Origin of the sequence: Sneathiella sp., from assembly GCF_036844445.1 — a bacterium.
In the GTDB taxonomy this organism is placed as follows: Bacteria; Pseudomonadota; Alphaproteobacteria; order Sneathiellales; family Sneathiellaceae; genus Sneathiella.
Window position 1 is genome coordinate 567,245 of record NZ_DAIUFV010000001.1, and the last position, 26,047, is coordinate 593,291.

General features: G+C 60.1%; 26 protein-coding genes. 17 read left to right on the forward strand and 9 right to left on the reverse strand.

The window, feature by feature from the left end; all coding sequences use genetic code 11:
- The first annotated feature begins 70 nt into the window (after positions 1 to 70).
- From V7Z56_RS02645 to V7Z56_RS02660, 4 genes are all read left to right on the forward strand, one after another.
- Positions 71 to 1,870 carry an acyl-CoA dehydrogenase gene (locus V7Z56_RS02645; RefSeq protein WP_334127791.1) on the forward strand — a complete coding sequence of 600 codons (1,800 nt, stop codon included), beginning with the start codon at positions 71 to 73 and terminating at the stop codon, positions 1,868 to 1,870.
- Between the two features lie 105 nt (positions 1,871 to 1,975).
- On the forward strand, positions 1,976 to 3,034 hold the full coding sequence (locus V7Z56_RS02650) for an MBL fold metallo-hydrolase (RefSeq protein ID WP_334127792.1): 1,059 nt from the start codon (positions 1,976 to 1,978) through the stop codon (positions 3,032 to 3,034).
- 43 nt (positions 3,035 to 3,077) lie between these two features.
- Positions 3,078 to 3,875 (forward strand): enoyl-CoA hydratase/isomerase family protein, encoded by a 798-nt coding sequence (locus V7Z56_RS02655; RefSeq protein ID WP_334127793.1) that lies wholly within the window; start codon positions 3,078 to 3,080, stop codon positions 3,873 to 3,875.
- Between the two features lie 22 nt (positions 3,876 to 3,897).
- Positions 3,898 to 4,725 carry an SDR family oxidoreductase gene (locus tag V7Z56_RS02660; protein WP_334127794.1) on the forward strand — a complete coding sequence of 276 codons (828 nt, stop codon included), beginning with the start codon at positions 3,898 to 3,900 and terminating at the stop codon, positions 4,723 to 4,725.
- A 41-nt stretch (positions 4,726 to 4,766) separates the two neighbouring features.
- Here the strand turns inward: V7Z56_RS02660 and hemA are convergent, their stop codons facing one another.
- The 4 genes from hemA to pdxH form a co-directional block, all read right to left on the reverse strand.
- Complete coding sequence (gene hemA, locus V7Z56_RS02665) at positions 4,767 to 5,981, reverse strand: 5-aminolevulinate synthase (RefSeq protein WP_334127795.1); 1,215 nt, start codon at positions 5,979 to 5,981, stop codon at positions 4,767 to 4,769.
- A gap of 157 nt (positions 5,982 to 6,138) precedes the next feature.
- On the reverse strand, positions 6,139 to 7,023 hold the full coding sequence (locus tag V7Z56_RS02670) for a universal stress protein (protein ID WP_334127796.1): 885 nt from the start codon (positions 7,021 to 7,023) through the stop codon (positions 6,139 to 6,141).
- A 72-nt stretch (positions 7,024 to 7,095) separates the two neighbouring features.
- The gene (locus tag V7Z56_RS02675) at positions 7,096 to 8,040 is read right to left on the reverse strand and encodes a cation diffusion facilitator family transporter (RefSeq protein ID WP_334127797.1); all 945 of its coding nucleotides are present in this window, start codon (positions 8,038 to 8,040) and stop codon (positions 7,096 to 7,098) included.
- Positions 8,041 to 8,094: 54 nt separating this feature from the next.
- Positions 8,095 to 8,685 carry a pyridoxamine 5'-phosphate oxidase gene (pdxH, locus tag V7Z56_RS02680; protein ID WP_334127798.1) on the reverse strand — a complete coding sequence of 197 codons (591 nt, stop codon included), beginning with the start codon at positions 8,683 to 8,685 and terminating at the stop codon, positions 8,095 to 8,097.
- Between the two features lie 212 nt (positions 8,686 to 8,897).
- Between pdxH and V7Z56_RS02685 the strand changes: the two genes are divergently transcribed.
- The 6 genes from V7Z56_RS02685 (at position 8,898) to V7Z56_RS02710 (ending at position 14,381) form a co-directional block, all read left to right on the forward strand.
- Positions 8,898 to 9,374 carry an RT0821/Lpp0805 family surface protein gene (locus V7Z56_RS02685; RefSeq protein ID WP_334127799.1) on the forward strand — a complete coding sequence of 159 codons (477 nt, stop codon included), beginning with the start codon at positions 8,898 to 8,900 and terminating at the stop codon, positions 9,372 to 9,374.
- 53 nt (positions 9,375 to 9,427) lie between these two features.
- Entirely contained in the window at positions 9,428 to 10,786 is a 1,359-nt protein-coding gene (locus V7Z56_RS02690; RefSeq protein WP_334127800.1) for a tetratricopeptide repeat protein, read from the forward strand.
- Between the two features lie 82 nt (positions 10,787 to 10,868).
- Positions 10,869 to 11,759, forward strand: a complete 891-nt coding sequence (locus tag V7Z56_RS02695) for a DnaJ C-terminal domain-containing protein (RefSeq protein ID WP_443023738.1) — start codon at positions 10,869 to 10,871, stop codon at positions 11,757 to 11,759.
- A gap of 99 nt (positions 11,760 to 11,858) precedes the next feature.
- On the forward strand, positions 11,859 to 12,668 hold the full coding sequence (gene fabI / locus V7Z56_RS02700; protein ID WP_334127802.1) for an enoyl-ACP reductase FabI: 810 nt from the start codon (positions 11,859 to 11,861) through the stop codon (positions 12,666 to 12,668).
- Between the two features lie 22 nt (positions 12,669 to 12,690).
- The gene (gene aroC / locus V7Z56_RS02705) at positions 12,691 to 13,764 is read left to right on the forward strand and encodes a chorismate synthase (protein WP_334127803.1); all 1,074 of its coding nucleotides are present in this window, start codon (positions 12,691 to 12,693) and stop codon (positions 13,762 to 13,764) included.
- 38 nt (positions 13,765 to 13,802) lie between these two features.
- Entirely contained in the window at positions 13,803 to 14,381 is a 579-nt protein-coding gene (locus V7Z56_RS02710; RefSeq protein ID WP_334127804.1) for a peroxidase-related enzyme, read from the forward strand.
- 6 nt (positions 14,382 to 14,387) lie between these two features.
- On the opposite strand, the gene V7Z56_RS02715 is transcribed toward V7Z56_RS02710, so the two are convergent.
- A complete protein-coding gene (locus V7Z56_RS02715) occupies positions 14,388 to 15,281 on the reverse strand; it encodes a LysR family transcriptional regulator (protein WP_334127805.1) in 894 nt (297 codons plus the stop codon).
- Positions 15,282 to 15,385: 104 nt separating this feature from the next.
- Between V7Z56_RS02715 and V7Z56_RS02720 the strand changes: the two genes are divergently transcribed.
- Complete coding sequence (locus tag V7Z56_RS02720) at positions 15,386 to 15,775, forward strand: DoxX family protein (protein WP_334127806.1); 390 nt, start codon at positions 15,386 to 15,388, stop codon at positions 15,773 to 15,775.
- Positions 15,776 to 15,794: 19 nt separating this feature from the next.
- Here V7Z56_RS02720 and V7Z56_RS02725 read toward each other — a convergent pair whose 3' ends face one another.
- The 3 genes from V7Z56_RS02725 to V7Z56_RS02735 form a co-directional block, all read right to left on the reverse strand.
- A complete protein-coding gene (locus V7Z56_RS02725; protein WP_334127807.1) occupies positions 15,795 to 16,661 on the reverse strand; it encodes a thermonuclease family protein in 867 nt (288 codons plus the stop codon).
- Between the two features lie 78 nt (positions 16,662 to 16,739).
- The gene (gene dusA, locus V7Z56_RS02730) at positions 16,740 to 17,708 is read right to left on the reverse strand and encodes a tRNA dihydrouridine(20/20a) synthase DusA (protein WP_334127808.1); all 969 of its coding nucleotides are present in this window, start codon (positions 17,706 to 17,708) and stop codon (positions 16,740 to 16,742) included.
- A gap of 114 nt (positions 17,709 to 17,822) precedes the next feature.
- Positions 17,823 to 18,794 carry a methyl-accepting chemotaxis protein gene (locus V7Z56_RS02735; protein ID WP_334127809.1) on the reverse strand — a complete coding sequence of 324 codons (972 nt, stop codon included), beginning with the start codon at positions 18,792 to 18,794 and terminating at the stop codon, positions 17,823 to 17,825.
- A 238-nt stretch (positions 18,795 to 19,032) separates the two neighbouring features.
- Here V7Z56_RS02735 and metG point away from each other — a divergent pair, with 238 nt between their 5' ends.
- The 3 genes from metG (at position 19,033) to V7Z56_RS02750 (ending at position 22,175) form a co-directional block, all read left to right on the forward strand.
- Positions 19,033 to 20,724, forward strand: coding sequence for a methionine--tRNA ligase (gene metG, locus V7Z56_RS02740; protein ID WP_334127810.1), 1,692 nt, complete (start codon positions 19,033 to 19,035; stop codon positions 20,722 to 20,724).
- A 181-nt stretch (positions 20,725 to 20,905) separates the two neighbouring features.
- Positions 20,906 to 21,523, forward strand: coding sequence for a TadE/TadG family type IV pilus assembly protein (locus V7Z56_RS02745; protein ID WP_334127811.1), 618 nt, complete (start codon positions 20,906 to 20,908; stop codon positions 21,521 to 21,523).
- A 37-nt stretch (positions 21,524 to 21,560) separates the two neighbouring features.
- A complete protein-coding gene (locus tag V7Z56_RS02750; protein ID WP_334127812.1) occupies positions 21,561 to 22,175 on the forward strand; it encodes a TadE/TadG family type IV pilus assembly protein in 615 nt (204 codons plus the stop codon).
- Between the two features lie 83 nt (positions 22,176 to 22,258).
- Here V7Z56_RS02750 and V7Z56_RS02755 read toward each other — a convergent pair whose 3' ends face one another.
- On the reverse strand, positions 22,259 to 23,884 hold the full coding sequence (locus tag V7Z56_RS02755; RefSeq protein ID WP_334127813.1) for a TadE/TadG family type IV pilus assembly protein: 1,626 nt from the start codon (positions 23,882 to 23,884) through the stop codon (positions 22,259 to 22,261).
- Between the two features lie 482 nt (positions 23,885 to 24,366).
- Here V7Z56_RS02755 and V7Z56_RS02760 point away from each other — a divergent pair, with 482 nt between their 5' ends.
- From V7Z56_RS02760 to cpaB, 3 genes are all read left to right on the forward strand, one after another.
- A complete protein-coding gene (locus V7Z56_RS02760) occupies positions 24,367 to 24,594 on the forward strand; it encodes a Flp family type IVb pilin (RefSeq protein WP_334127814.1) in 228 nt (75 codons plus the stop codon).
- Between the two features lie 92 nt (positions 24,595 to 24,686).
- Entirely contained in the window at positions 24,687 to 24,905 is a 219-nt protein-coding gene (locus V7Z56_RS02765; protein ID WP_334127815.1) for a Flp family type IVb pilin, read from the forward strand.
- Between the two features lie 242 nt (positions 24,906 to 25,147).
- Positions 25,148 to 26,044: a Flp pilus assembly protein CpaB gene (cpaB, locus tag V7Z56_RS02770; protein ID WP_334127816.1), complete on the forward strand. Its 897-nt coding sequence runs from the start codon at positions 25,148 to 25,150 to the stop codon at positions 26,042 to 26,044.
- Positions 26,045 to 26,047 lie beyond the last annotated feature (3 nt).

Below are 26,047 nucleotides of genomic sequence, written 5' to 3' on the forward strand. Positions count from 1 at the left end.
ATATGCCATAACACTTAGCTGTTCCTGGCAGTAAAAAGCAAGAAGTTAGCAGATAGAAAGGGGTTCCTCCATGGCTGAATATCGCGCGCCGGTCAAAGATATGCGCTTTGTACTCGATACCATCGCGGATATTGACGGCCTCGCGAAGCTCGCGGGCTTTGAGCATGTCGAAAGCGACGTTGTCGACGCGATATTGGAGGAGGCGGCGAAATTCGCCGGGAACGTCCTCGCGCCGCTCAACCGGACGGGCGATCTGGAAGGATCGCATGTCGCGGACGGCGTGGTGACGACGCCGACGGGCTGGGTGGAAGCCTATCAGCAGTTCGTCGAGGGCGGCTGGAACGGCGTATCGGCGCCGGAAAAATTCGACGGCGGCGGCCTGCCGCAGGCGCTGACGCTGGCGACTGTGGAAATGTGGAATGCCGCCAACCTCGCCTTTTCGCTCTGTCCGCTGCTGACGCAGGGGGCGATCGAGAGCCTCCTCAAGCACGGGACCGGGGCGCAGCAGGAAAAATACCTCCGCAAACTCATCAGCGGCGAATGGTCGGCGACGATGAATTTGACCGAGCCGCAGGCGGGATCGGACGTCGGCGCGCTGCGCACAAAAGCGGAGCCGGCTGAAGATGGCACCTGGCGCATTTCGGGACAGAAGATTTTCATCACCTACGGCGAACATGAGATGGCGGAGAATATCATCCATCTCGTGCTTGCGAGGACGCCCGGCGCACCGGCGGGAACGCGCGGCATCTCGCTCTTTATCGTGCCGAAATATCTCGTCAATGATGATGGCACGCTGGGGCCGCGCAATGATCTTCTCTGCGTCTCGCTCGAAGAGAAGATCGGCATCCACGCGAGCCCGACGGCGGTGATGTCGTATGGCGATAACGGCAACTGCGTCGGTTATCTGCTCGGCGAAGAGAACAAGGGCATGGCCTGCATGTTCACCATGATGAACAACGCCCGCCTCAATGTCGGCCTTCAGGGCCTCGCGATTTCCGAGCGCGCGCTGCAGCACGCGGTCGCTTACGCGCGCGAACGCAGGCAGGGGCAGGCGCCCGGCATGTCGAAGGGCGAATCCGCGACCATCGTCCAGCATGCCGATGTGCGGCGGATGCTGATGACCATGCGCGCCAATGTCGAGGCGATGCGCTGCCTCATTTACCTGAACGGCGCCGCGCTCGACCGGGCGCATCACGAGGCGGACGCGGCAGCGCGGCAGAAAGCCATGGGGCTTGCCGAGCTCCTGACGCCGCTTTCAAAGGCCTGGTGTACCGATCTCGGCGTCGAGATGGCGTCACTCGCCGTGCAGGTGCATGGTGGTATGGGCTTTATCGAGGAGACGGGCGTCGGGCAATATTACCGCGATGCCCGTATCCTGCCGATTTATGAGGGAACGAACGGCATCCAGGCGCTCGATCTCGTCGGCCGCAAGCTCTCGTTGCAGGGCGGCGAGCCGGTCCGCGATCTGCTGGCCGAGATCGCCACAACCGTGAAGTCGCTGGCGGATGCAGGGGGTGAGATGGCGGTGATGTCGGTTCAGCTCGATCTGGCCTACAGCGCGCTGCAGGAGGCGACCGACTGGATGTATGCCAATGCGCCCAATGATCCCAATGCCGCGCCGGCGGGGGCGACGCCCTACCTCCGGATGTTCGCCACCACGGTCGGGGCGCATCTGCTCGGCCGCTCCGCGCTCCGCGCCCGCACATTGCTGCGTGAGGGGGGCGATGACGCCGCGTTTCTGACGGCGAAAATCGTGACGGCGCGCTTCTTCATGGCGCATATCCTGCCGACGGCAACGGCGCTGCTCGGTCCCGTCACGGATGGCCCCGAAACCCTCTTTGCCATCGATGAAGAGCAGCTTTCCGCCTGATGAAGAATAAGGACGACAACGTTTGACGTTAACGTAAGCGTTAAATACAATATCAACAACAAGAGCGGCGGGCGCTTTCGCTGAGCCGCCATCAGGACATGTGCAATGAACTATAATCAAATAAGCTACCCGCTGGAAACCCGACCGGGTGACGGTGAAGTCCTTGAAATCCGTGATGGCCTTTTCTGGGTGCGAATGCCCATCCCCATTCCGGGCCTCGATTACATCAATCTCTACCTCATCGAAGACACCAACGGCTGGACGCTCGTCGATACCGGCCTCAACACGAAGGAAATTCGTGATCTGTGGCGGCATATCTTCGACACGCATCTGAAGGGCAAGCCGGTCACGCGGGTGATCTGCACACATTTCCATCCCGATCATCTCGGACAGGCGGGCTGGATCACGCATAAATGGAACATCCCGCTCTCCATGACATTCGGGGAGTGGAGCTTCGGGAGGATGCTGTATCTGGAGGCGGCGGACGAGACGCCGCAGGCGGTGATCGATCATTACAGCTCCGTCGGCTTCGATGACGCGATGTTGAAGCGCGTCCGTGACCGCGGCTTCAGCCATTTCAAAAATGCCGTCTCACCCGTGCCGCTCGGCTTCACCCGGCTTGAGGATGGTGATCGTCTGCGCATCGGCAAGCGCGACTGGCAGGTGATCGTCGGCCGCGGCCATTCGCCGGAGCATGCCTGCCTCTATGCGGCGGAGGACAAGATTCTCATCTCGGGCGATCAGGTGCTGCCGCGGATCACGCCGCATATCGGCATCTATCCGAGCGAGCCATTCGCCAACCCTCTAAAGAAATTCATCGATTCCATTGAAATCTTTGAAAAACTCCCCGAGGATACGCTGGTGCTGCCGGCGCATAACGATGTGTTCCAGGGTCTTCACAACCAGCTCGACTACTACAAATCGCACCATGAGGATCGCCTGAACCGCCTGCTGATGGCCTGCGCATCGCCGCAGTCGGCGCATGATCTTCTGCCCGTCCTTTTTGATCGCGAGCTGAATGAAAATGACAAGGGCATGGGCATTGCCGAAGGGCTTGCGCACTGTCATTATCTGATTGGCGAAGGGTTGCTTGAGCGGCTGATGGGCGACGATGGGGTGTGGAAGTTCCGCGCAACGAACGAGCGCCGCCGGGCCGTCGCCTGAGTGGTGTAATAAGAAAATTCAAAAAAATAACGGGAATGATCAAATGACGAGTGAACTTCTGAGCGAAGTGAAAGACGGGGTGGCGTTTATCACCCTCAACCGGCCGGAGGCGCGCAACGCGCTTTCGCTTGAGATGCGGGCGGCGCTTTACGAGCGGCTGGTGGATTTCGAGCGCGACGACAGCGTTCGCTGCATCGTGATTCGCGGCGCGGGCGAGCATTTCCAGGCTGGCGGCGACGTAAAATCCTTCAGCGAGATGGCGAGCCTCAGCCCTGATGAGCGGAGCCGTTCGTTTGAGAAGCGCATCCATACGCTGACGCCGACGATCCTCACCATGCTGCGGATGGCGAAGCCGATCGTGGCGAGCGTGCGGGGCGGTGCGGCTGGGTTCGGTCTCTCGCTCCTGCTTGCCTGCGATATGGTGATCGCGTCCGAGGATGCCTTTGTCACGCTCGCCTATGTTGGTATCGGTGCCTCGCCCGATGGCGGCGGCACCTTCATGCTGCCGCGCGTCGTCGGCATGAAGAAGGCGATGGAGATCGCCATGCTGGGCGATCGGTTCGATGCCAAAACCGCGCAGGATCTCGGCCTCATCAATTTTGTCGTCCCGACGGATGATCTCGAAGCGGAGACAGCGAAGCTCGCGAAGCGGCTGGCAAACGGCCCGACGGTCGCCATCGGCCGCACCAAGCAGCTGCTGAACTGGTCGCTGCAGCATTCGCTGGAAGAGCATCTGTCGCTCGAAGCGCAGAATTTTGCGGTTTGCGCCGCGACGAATGACTGGGCCGAGGGCGTCACCGCCTTCAAGGAAAAGCGCCGGCCGGTCTTCAAGGGCAACTGACATATGTAGAAGGAGCGAGGCGATGGCGGATCTTGCGGGAAAGACACTGTTTATTACAGGGGCGAGCCGCGGGATCGGCCTTGCCATCGGCAAACGCGCCGCCGCCGACGGCGCCAATGTGGTGATCGCGGCAAAAACCGACAAGCCGCACAAGAAGCTCGCCGGCACCATCCATACAGCCGCCGCCGAGATCGAGGCGGCGGGGGGCCGCGCGCTCCCCCTCGTCGTCGATGTGCGCGAGGAAGAGCAAGTGGAGGCGGCAATGGAGGAGGCGGTCCGCGTCTTCGGCGGCCTCGATATCCTTATCAACAACGCCTCCGCCATCAGCCTTACCGGAACGCTCGAAACCCCGATGAAGCGCTATGACCTGATGCATCAGGTCAATGTGCGGGGCACCTATCTCTGCTCCCAGAAAGCTGTTCCGCATCTTAAAAGGGCGGAAAACCCGCATGTCCTCAATATCTCGCCGCCGCTCAATTTCGAGGCGCACTGGTTCGCGCCGCATGTCGCCTACAGCATGGCGAAATACGGCATGAGCCTTTGCGTGCTCGGCATGGCGGAGGAATTCAGGAAGGCTGGCATTGCCTTCAACGCGCTCTGGCCGCGCACCGCCATTGCGACGGCCGCGATGGACATGATCGGCGGCGGCCCGGAAATCCGCGAGCGCTGCCGGAAAGTCGAGATCATGGCTGATGCGGCGCATGTTATCCTGACCCGGCCGGCGAAAAGCTTCTCCGGCAATTTCTGCATTGATGATGAGATCTTGCGCGAGGCGGGCGTCACGGATTTTGCAAAGTACCGGCACGAGGGCGTCCAGGAGGACGACCTGCTGCCCGATTTCTTTGTCTGATTACCGCTGCCCTGAGCGCCCGCGAGCGGGGAGGCCGCCCGTCAGGCTGCCTGACGGATTTCCAGCCGGCTCCAGATGTCTTTAAGCGCGCCGACGAGTTCCTGCATCATCGCATCGTCATGGAATGGCGTCGGTGTGATGCGCAGGCGCTCGAGCCCCCGCGGCACGGTCGGGTAGTTGATTGGCTGGATATAGATGCCGTACTCATCCAGCAGCATGTCGCTCGCCTGCTTGCAAAGCTCCGCGTCATAGACCATCAGCGGGACGATATGGGTGACGGAGGGGAGAACGGGCAGATGCGCATCGGTCAGCATTTTCTTCAGCGTCGCCGCGCGCTCCTGATGCCGGTCGCGCTCGACCTGGCTGTTCTTGAGATGGCGCACGCTCGCTAGCGCGCCCGCCGACATCACGGGCGAGAGCGTCGTTGTGAAGATGAAGCCGGGCGCATAGGAGCGGATCGCGTCGATAATGGTCGCTTTCGCCGTGATAAAGCCGCCGACGACGCCGAACGCCTTGCCGAGCGTGCCTTCAATGATATCGATCCGGTGCATCAGCCCCTCGCGTTCGGCAACGCCGCCGCCGCGCGGGCCGTAAAGGCCGACCGCATGCACTTCATCGAGATAGGTCATGGCGTTGTATTTCTCGGCGAGATCGCAGATTTCGCGGATCGGGGAGATGTCGCCGTCCATGGAATAGACAGATTCGAACGCGATGAGCTTGGGGCGCTCCGGCGCAATGCTTTTCAGCTTGTCCTCAAGGTCGCGCACATCATTGTGGCGGAAAATGCGCTTCTCGCAGCCCGAGTGGCGGATGCCATCGATCATCGAGGCGTGGTTGAGTTCGTCCGACACCATCACGCAGTCCGGCAGCAGCTTGCCGAGGGTGGAGAGCGTTGCATCGTTGGAGACAAAGCCGGAGGTGAAGACGAGCCCCGCTTCCTTGCCGTGCAGATCGGCCAGCTCGCGCTCGAGCTCGCAGATCATGCGCGTATTGCCGGAGATGTTGCGCGTGCCGCCCGCGCCCGCGCCATAGGTATCAGCCGCGTCCTTGATGGCTTTCAGAACGTCCGGATGCTGCCCCATGCCAAGATAGTCGTTGGAGCACCAGATGGTAATATCCTGCGTTTCGCCACTCGGAAGATAGCGCGTTGCCTTCGGGAAGTCCCCGGCATGGCGGCCGAGTTCCGTGAAGACGCGATAGCGCTTTTCCTGCCGGAGCGCAGCGATCGCCTGATCGAAAATTCTGTCGTAATCCATCGCCGCCTCTTGGCTTGCTGATTGTCACTCAAATTATATCCCGAATTACGCCTCCGGCCCGCCGATGGCAAGGGGACAAAAGGTCGCAACAGCGCGCGGGAGCTAAAATTCGTGTGAATTATTCTCCTGCGCCAAAGCGGGCCGTCCGTCGCCGGCTTTAATGGGCCATAAATATCGGAATCGGACTGTTATTTAAAATCTCTTCCGTCACCGCGCCGAAGAACAGGCGGCGGAGCCGGCTCCGTGTATAGGCGCCCATAACCAGCAGGTCCGCCTCGCTCTTGGCGGCGGCGTTCATGATCGATTCGGCCGTCGATTTGCCGTTGCCGCTGTCAATCTCGCAGCGATCCGATTTCACGCCGTGCATGGTGAGATAGCGCTGCACCGCCTCGGGATAGATCGCCTCATCGAGGTCGTCGATGGCGGAGATCAGCGTGATCTTTTCCGCCGTCTGCAGGAAGGGCAGGGAATAGGTGAGGGCGCGGCTCGCCTCGACCGATCCGTTCCAGGCGAAGGCGACGCGTTTGCCGAGGGTCTTCGGCTGGGCGCTGTCGAAAAGCAGGACGGGCCGGCCCGTCTCGCGGAGCGCGGTGTTGATCAGCAGCGCATTGCTGATCTGCTCATCGCCCGTCTGCTTGCAGATGATGATCAGGTCAAACAGCCGCCCATAGGAGTGGATGACATCCTCGCTGTTGCCCTGCATCTCGACGAAACGGGCGGAGGGGGCGGCGGGATCGCGCCGCTCGGAGACCTTGTTGACGACGGTGATATTCATCGACGCGGTCATCGCATCGAAGCATGCATGGGCGCGCTGACGGCGCTCCAGCCCTTCCTTTTCGGCCATGTCGATGACGCTTTCGATCATCGTTGAGGTCATGCCTTCGCCGACGAACGCCGCCGCCGTGCGGGGGTCGATCTTGATGTGCAGAACATTGACATGGGCGCCAAAGCGGCTCGCCAGATTAAATGCGCTTTCGAGCGCCATCGTATCGCAGCTGTTGGCCGCCCCGGACAGGGGAACCAGAATGTTCTTGAAGTGCATATCTACCTCGCGCGGCTGTTTTGCCTTTAAATGTAACACTAAGCTGCTGTCACATAAAGAATTATGTCGGTTCTACGGCAATTGGTCCGAATGCGGCGGGGCGGGCGGGCGCACCGGATCCTTATGGATGATCACCTCGGCTTCGGGAAAGGCGTGCATCAGCCGTATCTCGACCGCGTCGGAAATGTTATGCGCGGCGAGCAGCGTGATGTCGGCGTTGATGTCGAGATGCATTTGCATGAAAATCTGCTGGCCGGAGCGGCGGGTGCGAAGGTCATGGATGCCGATAACGCCGGGCTCGGCAAGGGCAATGTCCTTGATCTGCTCGCGCTCCTCCTCGCCGAGTTCCTCATCCATCAGCTCGGAAAGCGCGGCGCGGATGATCTGCCAGGCGCTGTAGGCGAGGACGAGCGCGATGCCGATGGCAATGAACCCGTCGGCATAGATCCAGCCGAGCTGCGTCCCGAGGATCAGGGCGGCGATCACTCCGCCGTTAATCAGCAGGTCGCCGACATAATGCAGCGAGTCGGCGGAAATGGCGACCGAGGTGGTGCGGCGGATGACATGGCGCTGATAGGCGACGAGGGCGAGGGTGAAGACGATGGAGAGAACCATCACGACCAGCCCGATCGTCTCCGCCATGATCGGTTCGGGGTGCAGCAGCCGCTCGCCGGCCTGAAACAGAAGGAAGGCGGAGGAGCCGACGATGATCGCCGACTGGAACAGCCCGGCGAGCGCCTCCGCCTTGCCATGGCCGAAGCGATGCTCCCGGTCGGCGGGGGTAAGCGCGTGCCGGATGGCGAAGAGATTGACCAGCGAGGCGACAAGATCGAGCGCGCTGTCGACAAGTGTTGACAGCATCGCGACCGAATTGGTGGCGAGATAGGCCCCGAGCTTGAGAAGGATCAGCAACAGCGCCACGCCGACGGACGCATAGCTCGCCCGGCGCATCAGGCGGCCGTTCTCCTCAAGCGGGTTGTCCGGGGCGTCGCCGGGGATGCCGGATGTGTCCGTCATTGCGTGGATATATTGCTCATGCGGTGGATCGGATAGAGACGGGATATCATTTCCTTACGGGAACAGGATGCTTTCATGCCACCCGTCCGCCGCCTTCTCATAGGCGCGGCGTTCATGCAGGCGGAACGGGCGGTCGCGCCAGAACTCGATCCGCTCGGGCAGGATGCGAAAGCCGGACCAGTAGTCGGGCCGCGGGATGGCGCCGATGGCATACCGGGCGGCATATTTGGCCACCTCCGCCTCCAGCGTGAAGCGACCCTCCATCGGTTGCGACTGCCGGCTCGCCCAGGCGCCGATACGGCTGTCGCGGGCGCGGCTTGCGAAATAGGCGTCCGCCTCCGCCGCGCTCACCTGCTCAACCCGGCCCTGCACGCGCACCTGGCGGCGCAACGACTTCCAGTGGAAACAGATCGCGGCTTTCGGATTGGCCAGCAGCTCGCGGCCTTTCTGGCTGCCGTAGTTGGTGTAGAAGACGAAACCGCGCTCATCGGCGGCCTTCAGCAGCACCATGCGGACCGAAGGCTGACCGTTCGTGTCGGTGGTCGCGAGCGCCATCGCGTTCGGATCCTCCGGCTCGCTTTTTTCCGCCTCCGCCATCCAGTTACGGAACTCGCCAAGCAGATCCTCAAAGCTTTTCACAGTCATTCCAGCCATCCGTCATGCCATTGCTTTGCCGCAATTGACTGCCAACTTAAACTTTCGCGACGGAATTGTCGACCGGTGCCGTTTGATTTAAAATGAGGCAGAAATCCGGTGGAATGATGCCCGTTCTCATGGTATCGGGGCGGTGCTGCCGACCTGATGTCGAGGAATTCAGAACTAGATCAGGACATAATTGCGAGGACAGGAAAATGAAAATGCAGAAATCAAGATGGCTGATGGTTTCGGTTGTGGCGCTCGGGCTGGCCGTCTCCGGCTGCGGCACCGCGGACAATCCGAAGACCACCGGCGGCGCGATTATCGGCGGCCTTGGCGGTGCGCTCCTGGGTTCGGCATTCGGCAAGGGCACCGGGCAGCTGATCGCTGTCGGCGTCGGCACGCTCGCTGGTGCGATGATCGGCAGCAGCGTCGGCAAGACGCTGGATGAGGCGGACCGCGCCGAAATTCAGCGCGCCGAGCGGGCGGCGACCACCGCGCCGATGGGCCAGACGATCAACTGGAACAACCCGAGCACGGGTAACTCCGGGTCGATCACGCCGGTTCGCGATGGCAATCATACCGATGGCCGCTATTGCCGTGAATTCCAGCAGACGGTAGAAATCGACGGCAAACTTGAAAAGGGATATGGCACAGCCTGCCGCCAGCCGGACGGTTCGTGGCAGATCATGTCCTGACGCGACACGATGGCGCGGGCATTTAGACAACGAGCGGAGGCCGGACGGAGTTTATGAAACGATACGGAGTATCCGTGACGGCGCTGGCCTTCGCGCTTCTGTTGCCGCTTGTTGCGGCGCCGGTGGCAGAGGCGAGCTTTTCGGCCGGCGTCGCGGCCTATGAAGCGAAAGACTACAAGAAAGCCTATGACGAATGGATCGTCCTTGCCCGCAAGAACGATCCGGCCGCCATGCGCAATATCGGCCATCTCTACCGCCGCGGCCTCGGTGTCGAGCAGGACTATCAGAAGGCGATGACCTGGTACAAGCGGGCGGCGACGCTTGGCCTTGACCGGGCGCAGGCGAATGTCGCGGGCATGTATCTCGCCGGCGAAGGTGTCGAGCAGGATTATGCGCAGGCCGCCAACTGGTTCGCGCAGGCCGCCCAGCAGGGGCATGTGATCTCGCAATATAACCTCGCCCTGCTGCTCGAAAACGGGCTTGGCGTGCGAAAGGATGAGCGGATGGCGCTCGGCTGGTTCGCCATCGCCGCCGAGGCGGGGCACCCGGAATCGGCGCGGCGCGCCGCCGCGCTCAGCCAGAAGCTGAACATCACGGCCGAAGAAGCGCTCAACATGTCGGGCGAGATCGTCCTCACCCCGAAGGAAAAAGAGAAAAAGGGCGCGGAGGCATCGCCTGCGCCCGAGCCCGAGTTCCCGCCAAAGCCCGCGCCCGCCGTGAGCGTGAAAGCGCCTGCACCGGAAAAGGCGCCGGAGAATGCGGGCAAGCCGATCCAGAAGAAAGGCTTTTATGACGCCCTCCGCGCACTGATGGGCGGCGGCGACAAGCCGGCGGGAGATGCTTCCATTGGGGCGACGGCCGCTGCTGCCGCCCCTGATGCACCTGCCGCCTTCGAAAGCGAAACAGAAACCCAAACCGAAACAGAGACAAGGACGGAAACAGAAACTGCGGTCTCAACCGCATCTCTCACTCCGTCGAGCGAGACGCCCGCGCCCGCGGCGCCGTCCGCTGCCGCAGTGAAGCCGGCCGTTGCCGCCGTCCCCCAGGGCAAGGTGACGACCCGGCAGGTGCCGCCGCCGATGCCGCAGGTCGCGCCCGGCGCCGCGGCCTATGGCGACGGGCTCAGCACCAAAGAGCGGCTGGAAATGGCGTCGCTCGCCTACAAGCTGAAAGACTATCAAACCTCGCTCGGCATCTGGGCGCAGCTCGCGGAGGAGGGGAATGCCGACGCCCAGTACCACCTCGGCGCGCTGTTCAACGCCGGCCAGGCGGTGCCAAAGGATCGCGTGCGGGCCTATTACTGGTGGGATCAGGCGCGCGGCAACGGTTCCGCGGAGGCGGCGTCCGCCCTTGCCGAGCTGGAGCCGACGCTGACCTATCATGAAAAAAGACAGATTGATCGCAGCGATTAGTTAAATCCTAAGACAAATACTTATATTATAATGGGCTGACCGATTTACCGTTGACGGGGCCGTCTGCGCCAGTTGTGAAAAGATAATGAAGACTCTTTACAGTATTCTTGGTGTGCCGAAAGGGGCGAGCGCCGCGGAGATCAAATCCGCCTACCGCAAACTTGCCAAAAAGCATCATCCGGATGCCAATCCCGGCGATACGAAGGTGGAGGAAAAGTTCAAGGAAATCTCCGCCGCCTATTCGATCCTCGGCGATGAGAAGCAGCGCGCGCGCTATGACCGCGGCGAGATCGATGAGAGCGGGCAGGAGCGCATGGCCGGCTTTCGCGGCCGCGCGTCGGCCGATGCGGGCGGCTTCGGCGGGGCCGAGGATATCTTCTCGGAGATTTTCGGCAATTTCCGCGGCGGCGGCTTTCGCGGCCGGGTGCCCGAAAAAGGCCGCGACCGGATTTTCGCGATTGAACTTGATTTTCTCCAGGCCGCGCTTGGCGAGAAACGTCGCCTGACGATGAGCGAAGGCGGCCGGACGCTCGATGTCGCGATCCCGGCCGGGGTGATGGACGGGCAGCAGATCCGCCTCCGCGGGCAGGGCGATCCCGGTATCGCCGGCGGGCCGAATGGCGATATCCTCATCAATGTCACGGTGCGCCCGCACAGCATTTTCCGCCGCGAGGGACAGAATGTTTTGATCGAGTTGCCGATCAGCCTGCCCGAAGCGGTGCTTGGCGCGACCGTGAAGGTGCCGACGGTAGACGGGACGGTGAATCTGAAGGTGCCGGCCGGATCCAACACCGGCACGACGCTGCGTCTCAAGGGCAAGGGAATCGCGAGCCGGAGCGGGGCGCGCGGCGATCAGCTCGTCAAGCTGAAAGTTGTCCTTCCCGATCAGCCCGACAAGGAGCTGAAGGACTGGGTGGAGAAGTGGGCGGAAAGCCATCCCTATGATGCGCGCTCCCGCCTCAACGCCGACTGACGGGCCGCGGCGCGCCGAATAAGTCTTTTGACTGCCCCGGGCAAGCGGGCTAAAAGATGGGGCACGCGAGTTTTGTAGATGGTAATCAGGGGGATGCGCATGACGCAGGACAACAGACTTATGGCTGGCAAGAGGGGCCTAATCATGGGTGTGGCCAACAATCTTTCGCTGGCCTGGGGCATCGCCAAGACCCTGCATGAACAGGGGGCGGAAAGTGCCTTTACCTATCAGGGGGAAGCGCTTGGCAAGCGGGTGATCCCGCTGGCGGAAAGCCTCGGCTCGGACATTATTCTGGATTGCGACGTGACCGACGATGCCTCAATGGACGCGGTTTTCGCGACCTTGCAGGAAAAATGGGGTAAGATCGATTACTTCGTTCATGCCATCGGCTATTCCGACAAGAACCAACTGCGCGGCAAGTTTTCCGAAACGACGCGCGATAACTTCCTGATGACGATGGATATCTCCTGCTTCTCCTTTATCGCGCTCGCCAAGCGGGCGGCGGCGCTGATGAGGGACGGCGGCAGCATTGTCACGCTTACCTATTACGGGGCGGAGCGGGTTATCCCGCATTATAATGTGATGGGCGTCGCCAAAGCGGGGCTTGAGGCCTCGATGCGCTATCTCGCGATGGAGCTTGGCGCTGACAATATCCGCGTCAACGCCATCTCCGCCGGTCCGATCAAGACGCTCGCCGCATCCGGTATCGGCGATTTCCGCTATATCCTGAAGTGGAACGAATATAATTCGCCCCTCCGTCGCAACGTGACCATCGAGGATGTCGGCGGATCGGCGCTCTATCTCCTCAGCGACCTTGGCGCCGGGGTAAGCGGCGAGACGCATCATGTCGATGCCGGCTATCATATTGTCGGCATGAAGGCGGAAGACGCGCCCGACATCGTCAAGTAATCCAGCAGTCAGGCGGAAAGCAATGTCTCACAATAGCTTCGGTCACCTCTTCCGGGTCACGACCTGGGGGGAAAGCCACGGCCCGGCGCTCGGCTGCGTCATCGACGGCTGCCCGCCGCTCCTTGAGGTGAGCGAGGCAGAGCTGCAATTCTGGATGGACCGGCGCAAGCCCGGCCAGAACCGCTTCACGACGCAGCGGCGCGAGCCCGATGCGGTGAAAATCCTTTCCGGCGTTTTCGAGGGCAAGACCACCGGCACGCCGATCAGCCTGATGATCGAGAATGTCGATCAGCGCTCGAAGGATTACGGGGACATCAAGTCGAAATTCCGCCCCGGCCACGCCGATTACACCTACCAGACAAAATACGGCATCCGCGATTACCGCGGCGGCGGACGCTCGAGCGCGCGCGAGACGGCGGCGCGCGTCGCGGCGGGCGGCATTGCCCGCAAAGTCCTTGGCGACGAGGTGAAGATCACCGGCTATCTGATCCAGATCGGCGATAAAAAGATCGACCGCGCCCGGGCCAGCTTTGATGAGATCAACAACAACCCGTTCTGGTCGCCCGATCCCGGCATCGTCGATGAGTGGAGCGATTATCTCGACGCCATTCGCAAGGCCGGCTCCTCGGTCGGCGCGGTGATTGAGGTGGTGGCGAGCGGCGTACCGGCCGGGCTCGGCGCGCCCATCTACGGCAAGCTCGATTCCGACCTCGCCATGGCGATGATGACCATCAACGCGGTAAAAGGGGTCGAGATCGGCGACGGCTTCTCCGCCGCGGCGCTGACGGGCGAGACCAACGCAGATGAAATGCGCGCCGGGAACGAGGGTTTCCCGCGTTTTCTCAGCAATCATGCGGGCGGCATCCTTGGCGGTATCTCATCGGGACAGGACATCATCGTCCGCTTCGCCGTAAAGCCGACATCTTCCATCCTGAAGCCCCGCGATACGATTGATATTGACGGGAACGAGACGGAAATCCAGACTAAAGGCCGCCACGACCCGTGCGTCGGCATCCGCGCCGTGCCGGTCGGAGAGGCGATGATGGCATGCGTGCTTGCCGATCACCTGCTGCGCCATCGCGGCCAGAACGGCTGAGGCGCGTCATCCGTTCAAACCAGCGAAGGGAGTTCTTCATGTCACAGCCCAAATATGTTCATGCCCTCGATATTCCGATCCCGGCCCGCGAGGAGCTGGATCCGGCAACGCAGAAATACTTCGCGCTTTGTGACGAGAAGCTCGGAATGGTGCCGAATGTGCTGGCGTCCTACAGTTTCGACGCGGCGAAGCTGCGCGCCTTTACGGATATGTATGGCGATCTGATGCTGGGCGACTCCGGCCTCACGAAGCTCGAGCGTGAGATGATTGCGGTGGTCGTCTCCTCGGTCAATCACTGCTACTACTGCCTGACAGCGCATGGCGCGGCGGTGCGCGAGCTGTCGGGCGATCCGGTCCTCGGTGAGCTGATGGTAATGAACTACCGCGCGGCGGAGCTGTCACCGAAGCAGAAGGCGATGCTCGATTTCGCCTATAAACTCACCAAAACGCCGATGGAGATCGAGGAGGCGGACCGGCAGGCGCTTCGCGATGCCGGCTGGACGGACCGCGATATCTGGGATATCGGCGCGACCACCGGCTTCTTCAATATGAGCAACCGAATGGCCTCGGCCATCGACATGATGCCGAACCTCGAATATCACCGCCAGTCGCGCTGACGCGCTTCAACTGGATGTTGCACCGGCGCTCGCGCGGAAGAGGTCGGCGAGCAGCCGGCCTGCCGGCCCGAGCCGTTCCGGCGCCGGCACGACGAGGCTGAGCGGCACCAGAAGCTCCAGCCGGTCGCGGGTTTTGAGCGGCGCGAGATCGCCGCTTTTTATCTCCGCTTCAAACATATGCGGCGGCAGCCAGCCGAACCCGACGCCCGTCATCAGGACATCGCGGGCCTGATAGAAATCACTGACGCTCCAGCGTTCCTCCGACTTCAGCCAGCCGATGGTGGCAGGCCAGGGCGTCTTTGCCCGGTCGCTGATCACAACCTGAAGATTGCGCTGCAAGTCCCTGCTTTCAATAAGTCTTTCCGATCTCGCAAGGGGATGGTCCCGGCCCGCGAAGGGGAGCAGGGTGATATTCATCAGCGGCGTTCCGAAATATCCCGTCGGGATAATCGGCGTGATCACGACATCGGCGCTCGCACGGTGAATTGCCTCCACCGCGCCGTTCAGAATGACATTCTCGACTTTAAGGCGGGTGCCCTTGCCACGCTCGTGAAATTTTTTCAGCACCTCCATCAGCGCCGCCGGGGGATAGATGCCTTCCACCGCGAGCGCGACTTCCGTCTCCCACCCTGCGCGCACGGTTGCGGCGAGCCTTTCGAGATCTTCGGCATCTTGCAGCAGTTGCCGCGACCGGCGCCGCATCACCTCGCCGACGGGGGTGAGGAAAATCTGCTTGCCCTCGACCCTGACCAGCTCGACACCGAGGCTTTCCTGAAGTTTCTGGACGGCATGGTGGAGCGAGGAATGGTTGCGGTGGAGGTGGCCCGCCGCCTGCAGGTAGCCGCCATTGTCAATCACGGCGTTAAAGACGCGCCACTGGGTCAGGGTTGTTTTCAACATGTCTAGTTATTAGACAATAAATGCCGAAATATTTCAATTTATATTCTATTTGTGCGACACTAAGTTTGAGCTTCAGATTTTCTTTTGCCTGTTGGAGTGAAACGATGGAAAAATTAAACCCTCTCTTCGATCTCGTCGGCCGTATCTTTATGGCCTATCTGTTCGTGCCCGCCGGTTTCGGTAAAATTACCGGATATGCGGGGACGGCCGGTTACATGGAGTCGGTCGGCGTGCCGGGCATACTCCTGCCGCTGGTGATCATTGTCGAGTTCCTGGGCGGGCTCGCCATTCTTGTCGGCTGGCAAACGCGGATCGTCGCCCTGCTGCTGGCAGGTTTCAGCATTGTTGCCGCGCTGCTCTTCCATCTTCAGCCGGATGATCAGATTCAGATGATCCTGTTTACGAAGAATATCGCCATTGCGGGCGGCCTCTTCTTCCTCGTTGCCAACGGGGCAGGGGCCTACAGCGTCGATGCGCGGCTGCGCAAGGCCTGATCGGGTGCGGCCTGTGCGCTCAATCAAAAGATGACGGGCTTCGGGCGGCGCGCCAGCCTGCGGCGATGGCTTCCTCCTCGCTGCAGAACCAGCGCTCGCCCTTGCCCGGATTGATCTGAGTTTTCTCATACCACTTGCTGCCCGGCAGGTGGTAGATGCGGCCGCTCCCGGAAATATTCCCCTTGATATTGCAGTCCGTGGCGGCAGTAGCCTCAATCCGGCTCCCCTGCCGCCAGTCCCACGGCTCGGTGAAGCGGCCCTGCCACATTCCGGTGGCGGCCGCTTTCGCGCTTTCTTCTTCCGGCAGATAGCGTGTTGAATAGTGCCGGTAGGCGAGCGCATGGCCGGCGCGCACCATTTCGGCATTGAGGTTCACATCGTCCGCATAGCAGGTGGCAAGCAGGCGGCCGTACCGGTCACGCTCCGTTCCCTCGCATTTGATGGTTGTGCCGCGGGTGAGGGCGGCGAGATAGTTTCGCGCCGCTTCGCCGCAGCGGTATGTCGCGCCGCTCCGCCGCTCGCAGGTCTGGTCCCGCTCCGGCGCATCGATGCCGACAAGGCGGATCGTCTCCCCGCCGAGACGGAGCGTGTCGCCGTCGTTGATGCGCGCGGCGCCGACGAGCGCGCCCGCACGTTCCGCCGGCTGCAGCGCGTCGCTCTCAACGGCGGATACTGCTAGAGCACCCGGGGCATTACGGCCGGGCAGGGCTTCAGGAAAAAAGGCAAAGAGGAGGCCGCCAGCGATCCCGATGCAAGCGGCGAGGGCGAGTTGCCGCCCGAAAGACATCCCTTTTTTGCGCCCCCACACCTTCGCTGCCCTTTTCCGCGCGTGCTGCGGCCGCCGCGGCCGCGCCTGTCGTTTCGGCTTGTATGGTGAGACGGTCATAATCTTCCCTTTGTGAACAATTTACGCGACGGTCTTTAATTTTTCTTAAAAGGGGGAGTTGCGGGGATTTTGACGCGATCAGCGGCTTTTGTCGGCAGCTTCGCGAAGGATATCGAGACTTGCGCCCTTTTTATGGGCGTTCTCCGAGAGGTGCCGACGCCAGGCGCGCGCGCCCGGGCGCCCCTGAAAGAGGCCGAGCATATGCCTGGTGATGGAATTGAGCGGGACGCCGGCCGCCATCTCCCGCGCGACGTAGGGCAGCATCTGGTCGATGATCTCGCGCCGCTCCGGCGTCTCATCATCCTCCCCGTAATAGCGCTGATCGATCTCGGCGAGGAAATAGGGATTCTGATAGGCTTCACGCCCGACCATCACGCCATCGACCTTTGTGAGGTGCCGGGCAATCTCGTCATGGCTGGTGACGCCGCCGTTCAGGATGATCTCAAGCTGCGGAAAATCCGCCTTCAGGCGATAGACGCGGTCATAGTCGAGCGGCGGAACGGTGCGGTTTTCCTTCGGGCTGAGACCGGTCAGCCACGCCTTTCGCGCGTGGATGATAAAGGTCTGAATGCCGGTCTCGGCAATACGCCCGACGAAGTCGGAGAAATAGGCATAACTGTCGAGGTCATCGATGCCGATGCGGGTTTTCACCGTGACCGGAAGGCTGGTTGCCTCCTGCATGGCGAGAACGCAGGCCGCAACGGTTTCGGGCTCCGCCATCAGGCAGGCGCCGAAGCGGCCGTTCTGCACCCGATCAGACGGGCAGCCGACGTTGAGATTGACCTCGCGGTAGCCGTAGGTCTCGGCGATCCTGCTGCATTTTGCGAGCGCCTCCGGCTCGCTGCCGCCGAGTTGCAGGGCGAGCGGCTGCTCGGCTGGATCGAAGCGGAGAAAGCGGTCGGTATCACCAAACAGGATCGCTCCGGTCGTCACCATCTCGGTATAAAGCAGCGCGCGCCGGGTGATGAGGCGAAGGAAATAGCGGTCATGCCGGTCCGTCCAGTCCATCATCGGGGCGACAGATATGGTGCGATCAAGTTTTGGCATAATCAAAATATAGGCGCGGCGGAGAGCTGTTGCAATCCGCCGCAACCTATCGGATGCGGCTACGAGTGGCCAGAAAATTATTGCGCCAGAGGGAAGCGCGCGCGGAAGCCCGCGTTAGCCGGCTTTCGAGAGACGGGCGACGCAGCTGTTCAGCTCGCTGATGCCTTGCGAGAAATATTCCATATTCTGCGAAATCTCGTTGGTGACGACCGACTGCTCCTCGATGGCGGAGGCGACGGCGGCGACATATTCATTCACTGCCTCCGTCGAGCTTGCGATGACGTCGGTGCTGGTCACAACGTCGTTTGATACGGCCTGCATGGCGCGGATCTCCTGATAGATATCATCGGTTGCCTTGGAGGTCTGCGTTGCAAGGTTCTTGACCTCGCCCGCGACGACCGCGAAACCCTTGCCCGCTTCGCCGGCGCGCGCCGCCTCGATGGTCGCGTTGAGGGCGAGGAGGTTCACCTTGCTTGCAATCTCGCGGATGATGACGACAACGCGTTCCATGGATTTGGCGGTTTCCTGAAGCCGCGTCGTCAGCAGTTTCGCCTGCTCGGTCTTGGCGACGATATCGCCCACCGCCTGCTGCGACTTGTTCATATTCTGGCTGATCTCGTGGATGGAGGCCTGCATCTCCTGCGTCGCGCCGGCAACGCTCTGTACCTTTTCCTGCGTCTCGCCGGAAAGATTGCCCGCCTCGATACGGGCCCTCATCTGGTCGGTTATGTCGGTGGCGTATTTCACCACCTTGAACGGCGTGCCATCGGCATCGAGAATGGGATGGTAGCTCGCCTGGATCCAGACTTCGCGGCCTCCTTTGCCGATCCGGCGAAATTCATCGGCGATATATTCACCCTGCCGCAGCCGCAGCCAGAATTGGCGATATTCCGGGCCCGCCGCGTAGGCCGGATCAACGAACAGGCTATGATGCGCGCCCTTTATTTCCGCAAGGCCGTAGCCCATCGCGCTGAGGAAGTTCGCATTGGCATCCACAATCATGCCGTCAAGGTCAAATTCGATAAGCGCAAGGGATTTATCGAGGGCCCGGAGGATCGCGCCCGTGGTTTCTTCGCTGAACAACATCGTTTCATCCGATCGGTTGGGAACATGAAAAATTACCGTGTGGAGAGAAGAGTAGTAAAATACAGTGAATGATTAGTTAACCCTAATGAGTCTCACAAAAATGAAGGTAAAGCGTTATCATTACATGTAGAAATCGGCTTTTTCAGGTCGCCCGCAAGGTTTGCTTTGCCCCGTTCGGCTTCTTCCTGTAAAAGCCCCTGAGTAGAAGAATGACAAGAACCGGAAAGTCGCGACGAAAATGACAAGACATCTGATTACCTCGGCCTTGCCCTATATCAATGGCGTGAAGCATCTTGGCAATCTCGTCGGCTCGATGTTGCCCGCGGATCTCTATGCCCGTTATCTCCGCGCCCGGGGCAAGGACGTACTGTTTATCTGTGCGACGGATGAGCATGGCACGCCTGCGGAACTGGCCGCGCGCGAGAAGGGGCAGGATGTCGCGACCTTCTGCGCCGAGCAGCATGAGGTGCAGGCGCGGCTTGCGCGCGCCTTCAATCTGTCGTTCGATTATTTCGGCCGCTCGTCCTCGCCGCAGAACCATGAGCTGACCCAGCATTTCGGTGCCCGGCTGCTGGAGAACGGCTTTATCGAGGAGCGGTTGACGCGGCAGGTCTATTCGATCGATGACGGCCGCTTCCTGCCCGATCGCTATGTCGAGGGAACCTGCCCGCACTGCGGCTATGACAAGGCCCGCGGCGATCAGTGCGAAAGCTGCACGCGGCTGCTCGATCCGACCGATCTCGTCGATCCGCGCTCGGCCATTTCCGGCAGCACCAATCTCGAGGTGCGCGAAAGCAAGCATCTCTTCCTGCTGCAATCGAAACTCGCCGGCGAGATCCGCGAATGGGTCGATCGCCACAAGGACAACTGGCCGCCGCTCGTCTCCTCCATCGCCCTTAAATGGCTGGATGAGGGGCTGCATGACCGCGGCATCACGCGCGATCTCAAATGGGGCGTGCCGGTGGACCGTCCGGGCATGGAGGACAAGGTCTATTACGTCTGGTTCGATGCGCCGATCGAATATATCGCCGCAACGAAGGAATGGGCCGATGTCGACCCCGCCAACCGTGACTGGCGGAGCTGGTGGTATGAGGCGGAGGATGTGCGCTATGTGCAGGTGATGGCGAAGGACAATGTGCCCTTCCACACCGTCACTTTCCCCGGCACCATTCTTGGCAGTCGCGAGCCCTGGAAGATGGTTGACTTCATCAAGGGCTTCAACTGGCTGAATTATTACGGCGGCAAATTCTCGACGAGCCAGAAGCGCGGCATTTTCATGTCCGACGCGATCGAGCTCCTGCCGGCCGACTACTGGCGCTATTACCTGCTTGCGAATGCCCCGGAATCCTCGGATTCGAGCTTCACCTGGGAGGGATTTGCGGGCACGGTCAACAAGGACCTCGCCGATATTCTCGGCAATTTCGTCAACCGGACGCTGAAATTCTGCAGCTCCAAATTCGGTAATGAACTGCCGGCGGGCGGCGAGCCGGGCGACGCGGAGAAGGCGCTTGCCAAGGCGCTGGCGGAGCGGCTTGAGGCCTATAACACGCATATGGGCGAGATGCAGATCCGCAAGGCCATGCAGGAGCTTCGCGCGATCTGGGCGCTCGGTAATGAATATCTGACGGAAGCTGCGCCCTGGACCGTTTTCAAAACCGATCCGGACGCCGCCGCGCAGTCGCTCCGCGTTGCGATCAACCTGATGCGGATTTTCGCCGTGCTGAGCGCGCCGGTGATCCCCGAGACGGCGACCCGCATGGCGGCGGCGCTCGGCCTTAAACTCTCCCCGACCGACTGGATCGAGCGGGAGATGGAGAAGGAACTGCAAATCCTGAAGGCCGGGCACGGCTTTGAAATCCCCGAGGTGCTGTTTCGCAAAATCTCGGACGACGAGGTCAAGGGATGGGAAGACCGCTTCGGCGGGCGCTAGACGGGCCGCCCGCGAAAGAGAAATGAGGAAGGGGCTGCAAAGCCCCTTTTTTCATGGCCGGCCATTCTGTCTCCAGTGGCTTTAGAGCGCAGATTTCCGCAATTTTTAGCGACTTATTAACGCCCCATTAAGCCGCGCGGGCTATGCTCTTTTGCGAAGATTTGCAAAAGGATCGTTTGCCATGACGATACGCAGGCTTATAAGGCGCAGGATCACACGGGCATTTTTACAGGACAGCATGGGCGCGACGGCGGTTGAGCTTGCGCTGATTGCGCCGGTCCTGATTCTGTTCCTGATCGGCGTTATCGAGCTCAGCGTGGCGATGTTCATCAACACGGTCGTTGAGGGCAGCCTCAAGGATGCCTCCCGTCTCGGCCTGACCGGCCAGATCCAGAAGGGCAGCAGCAACACCCAGGCACTCGTCGACATGTTGAACGAAGCATCGCTCGGGCTGCTCGACCTGACGACTGACGATGTCAGCATTCTCGTCTATGAGAATTTCGCGCAAGTCGGGCAGGGCGAGGAATATACCGATCTTGACGGCAACGGCGAATGGACGCCCGGCCCCTATACCCACTCGGACGGCACCATCTATCCGGACGGGGAGCCGTGGATCGAGGTCAATGGAAATGGCGTCTATGATGAGGATTTCGGCGTCGCCGGCATGGGGGCGCAAGGGGATATCGTGCTTTACACGGTGACCTACAGCTGGAACTTCCTGAGTGGCCAGCTCATCCCCATCCTTGACGGGCTGATCCCGATGCGGGCCTCCATCGTCATCCGCAACGAACCGTTCTGAGGCGCGGGCATTCCATGAGGGTGATATGAAACAACTGATGAAATCCGCAAGATATTGCAGGCCATCTTTCCTGAACCGCTTCGCCCGCGACCGGCAGGGCATCGCCATGGCCGAGTTCGCGCTGTTTCTGCCGGTGCTCGCCCTGCTTGCGGCGGGCAGCTTCGAGGTGGCGCGCTACGCACTCATGACGCAGAAGCTCGACCGCATCGCGGCGACGCTCTCGGACCTGATCGCCCGCTCCGGCTCGGAGGCGATCAGCGAGACGGAAATCACCAACATCATCGACTCCGCCATCTATATGGCGCAGCCTTTCGATATCAGCGGTGAAAACCTGATTATCCTGACCTCTGTCCAGGGGCGAAGCGGCGAAAGCCCGGAGATCCTGAGCCAGCGCGTCGCCGGCGCGCTTGATGGGGTGAGCAGCAAGATCGGCGATACGGTTGGCGGCGATGCGACGCTGCCCTCCGTCTTTCCGGATGCCGGATCGGGGGAGACGCTGAAGGACGGCGAAACACTGATCGTCGCCGAGGTCTATTATAATTTCCGCCCCTTCCTGCTTGGCGATCTCGGCTTCTTCGGCGATATGAAGATCCGCTCGCAGGCCTTCTTCCGCCCGCGCTTCACCGATACGATCACCTTCCCGTCGGGCTGATGCGGCACTCTCCGCATGGACAATAAAAAAAGGCGGTGATCTCACCGCCTTTTTTGTTTGTGCGCGGGACTGCCGCCCGCTCGTTACTTCGAAATTCGAAGGTTGCTGAGCTCCTGGCCGATGGTGTTGAAGTGCCCCTCAAGATCGCTCGCCGAGGAGGCCTTGAAATAATGCTTGTGTGAGGTTGCGCAGTTGCGGAACAAAGTCTCGTTCCCTTCCTCAAACAGGATCGTATAGATGATCACGCCGGCCGCCTTGATCGTCGTACACATCGAGGCGACTTTCGCATCGGCGATGTCGGAGTAGAAATCGGAGTTGGCTTTCGTTCGCAGATTGCCCGAGCCGCTGGTGTGATACTTCGGGTTATAGCCCGGGAACCCTTCCTTGATTCCGACGAGATCCTTGCGGGCGTAGCCCGTATACATGTCGACGTCGCCAATGGCGTTTTCGCCGTCCGTCATCAGGATAATCACCTTGTCCATATGCCGTTCCCCGTAATTGAGGGGGAGGGCGGTATAGGGAACTTCCGGATCGACCTTTGTGTTGGTCGGCAGGTTGACGGTGGAGGAACCGTACCAGAGGCCGTTCCATTTCGGCGAAATGGTGCGCCAGCCCCAGACCAGCCCGACGTTGATCGCCGTACTGCCGCCGGCCACGAGATCGTCGATAGCGTCATTAATGGTCGATTTCTCCGCCGTCAGCGGCAGAATGGGGGGAGGACAGTATTTATTTGGGCCGCGCGCGTTGGTGTTGTGCATCACGTCCCTGGTGACGGTATTATACTTCCATTTGTTCGCATAGCCCGGATAGTCATCGGTCGGCGTGTAGAAATAGGGGACGAAATCATTGTTCGGGATATCGTCCGACATATCCTTGGTGCCGCCATCCAGATGATCGCGCATCTCGACGCAGCCCATCCAGCCATAAACGGTGTCGTTGGTGCCATCGCCGTTCACGTCGCGACCAAGCGCGGTGTCGCGGTAGCTGTCCTTGGTGAAGATGCTGGCGGCGTTGCTGAGCATATTGTTGCGATCGGCCGTTTTCAGGAAGCCGATATTCTGCACGCCGATATTGACCTGCGTATTATAGGGAATAATGCTCATCCAGAGTTTGTCCTGGACGTCCTCATTGCCATAGAGGATGGCGGTCAGTTTCTTGGCGGATTCTTTCAGAACCTGAAGCCGGGTTTTCTGGCTTCCTGTCGCCTTCTCATTCATCGAGCCGGTGATATCAAGCACCAGCGCGAGTTCCATACCGCGGTTGCTGCGCTTGATTTCGGTCGTCGAACCGACGGTCAGAACCGGCCGCCCCATGATGTTCATGAAGGTGGTGTTCATATCGGCGGCGACGTTGATGGTGATATTTTCCCGCGTCTCGTCCCACTGAACCGTTTCGGCATTCATCAGGATCGGTTCGGTGCCCATGAAGCCCGAGGGGAAGTTGGCGTCGAAATATTTCTGCGCATCGGCATAAATCTCGGCGTCGGTCGGCGCAAAGATGTTGCGCCCGACGGCAAGACCCGCGGCATCGATTGCGGTCGAGAGTTTTGATTTCAGGACATAGGCCCGGCCCATATCAATGGAAAGGCCAATGGCGCCGAAAATGGGGATTGCAAGAAAAGCGATAATAACGGCCGACGCCCCGCGGTTGCTTTTGGCAAATTCGCGGAACGTCCGTGCAAGCGCATCCAAATAATGTTTTCTCATCATGCTGACATCCTGATAGGCGGCACAGAGTCATATAAAGGAAGCATGCGATAAAATTTTTAATTAATCCTTAAAAACAAAAATCCATTTCAGTAAAATTTAACGAAATTAAGTAATTCTTTTGATAAATTCAAATAAATTCAGAATATATAGTAATTCTATAAGTAAATATCCGTTGAATTTAAGTAAATTTTCAATTCATAATTCGGTAACCATAGTAAATAAATCGTTTAATAAAATTTTACACAGTTTTAATCATCTCGATTACGGAAAAAATTAATCCCTTTAACTATTGATTAATGAATCTGGGTTTAAATACCCGACAAGGCGCGAAACAAGCTGAACTTGGAAAGCGCTTTTAAAAGGGCTTTTCAGGTTGCGATTTGCGCGGGCTAAAAAGTCGTATGGCCGAAGGGGCGCCGTGCTCCGAGGTTCAAACCAGGTTTAGTTGAATGTCAGATAGAATTCTGAATAGGAGACTTGAGATGATTAAAGTTATTCGTTCTTTCGTTAAAGACGAGACCGGCGCGACGGCCATCGAATACGGCCTTATTGCAGCTCTTGTCGCTCTCGTAGGCGTTGTCGCTTTTACGGCGCTCGGTGGCACCATCGTCGGGGCTTTCGACGATATCGCCGCCGCACTTTGTAAAGGCACGGGCGGCACCTATACGGAATCCGATGTCGATGCGGGCACCCCTGGTTCCTGCAGCTAATATTGATAGAGAAGGGCGCCCGGGCGGCGCCCTTCATCTCTCCAGTCTCTTGATCTTTCGTTTGGAAACATTCAACCGGTGCGGAGGTAGTCATGGCTGATCTGCTTAAAGAATTTCTAGGCAATGACTTGGGCGCCACTGCCATCGAGTACGGTCTGATCGCCGCGCTCGTCTCGATCGCCGCCGTGGTCGCGTTCGGCGCGACCGGTGAGACAATCCTCGAAGCCTTCTCCGGTATCACGGAAGATTTCTGCACCGCGATCGGCAAGGATTATGAACTTACCGATGACGGAAACGGCAGCTGCAGCTGATCCGTTGCGGCACCGATCGGCTCCGGCAAAAAGCGTCTTTCGCCGGTCCGCTGGCGACCTTCTTCTCCACAATCGGATATTGCAAATTTTAGTCAATTTACCCGCGTGCGAATCAGTTGATTCTGCGCGGTTTTTTGCGGTTTTTTGCCGAAAAAATATCGGCAAAGCACGGCAAATTTAACCGGAAATTAATGTCTTCCGGTCTAGTCTCGAAGACAATTCCAATTTGACGGGATAGCACCATGGCGCGAAAACTTATTCTCATTATTTTTGCCTTGATCATTGCCGGATCCACAGTCTGGTTCGTGCGTAACTGGGCGGGTAGCCAGCAGGTGCAGCAGGTCGTCGAGACGGCTGCGGTAGAGCGTGCACCGGCCATAGAGAATGTCAAAATCCTTGTGGCGGCGGCGGATCTGCCGGCCGGCACGCTGGTGCAGGAACAGCATCTCGCCTGGAAGGTCTGGCCTGATGACGATGGCCTCGAGGATATCTATGTCGTTGAAAATAAACGCGAGCTTCAGGAGTTTATCGGCACGGTTGTGCGCCACGGCATTGTCGCCGGTGAGCCGATTACCGACGCGCGGATGGTGAAGCCGGGGCAGGCGGGCTTTCTCGCGGCCGTCCTAAATCCCGGCATGCGCGCCGTCTCCATCCCCGTTGATATGACGACAGGCATTGCCGGCTTCGTCTTTCCGGGTGACCGGGTTGACGTGATCCTCACCCACTCGCTGGTGAAGGAAACCGAGGTTGAAAGCGATGGCGGCAACGCCCGCAAGGCCAGCGAGACCATTCTCACCGATGTGCGCGTCGTCGCCATGGATCAGTCGACGAATGATCAGAACCAGGTGGCCTCGGTCAGCCGCGTCGCGACGCTGGAAGTGACGCCGAAGGGCGCCGAGATTGTCGCGGTTGCGACCGAGCTTGGCCGCCTGACCCTGTCGCTCCGCGCCCTTGCGCGCGTCGAGGATGAGGCGAAAAGCAAGAACGGCGAGATCGCCTTCGTCAAGGAGCGCGGCCGCGGCCATACCTGGGACAGCGAGGCGAGCCGTCTGATTACCGGCACCCCGCGCACCGGTATCCCGACCACTGTCATCAATGTCGTGCGCGCTGGCGAAGCCAGTCAGAAACTGTTCGACTAAGGA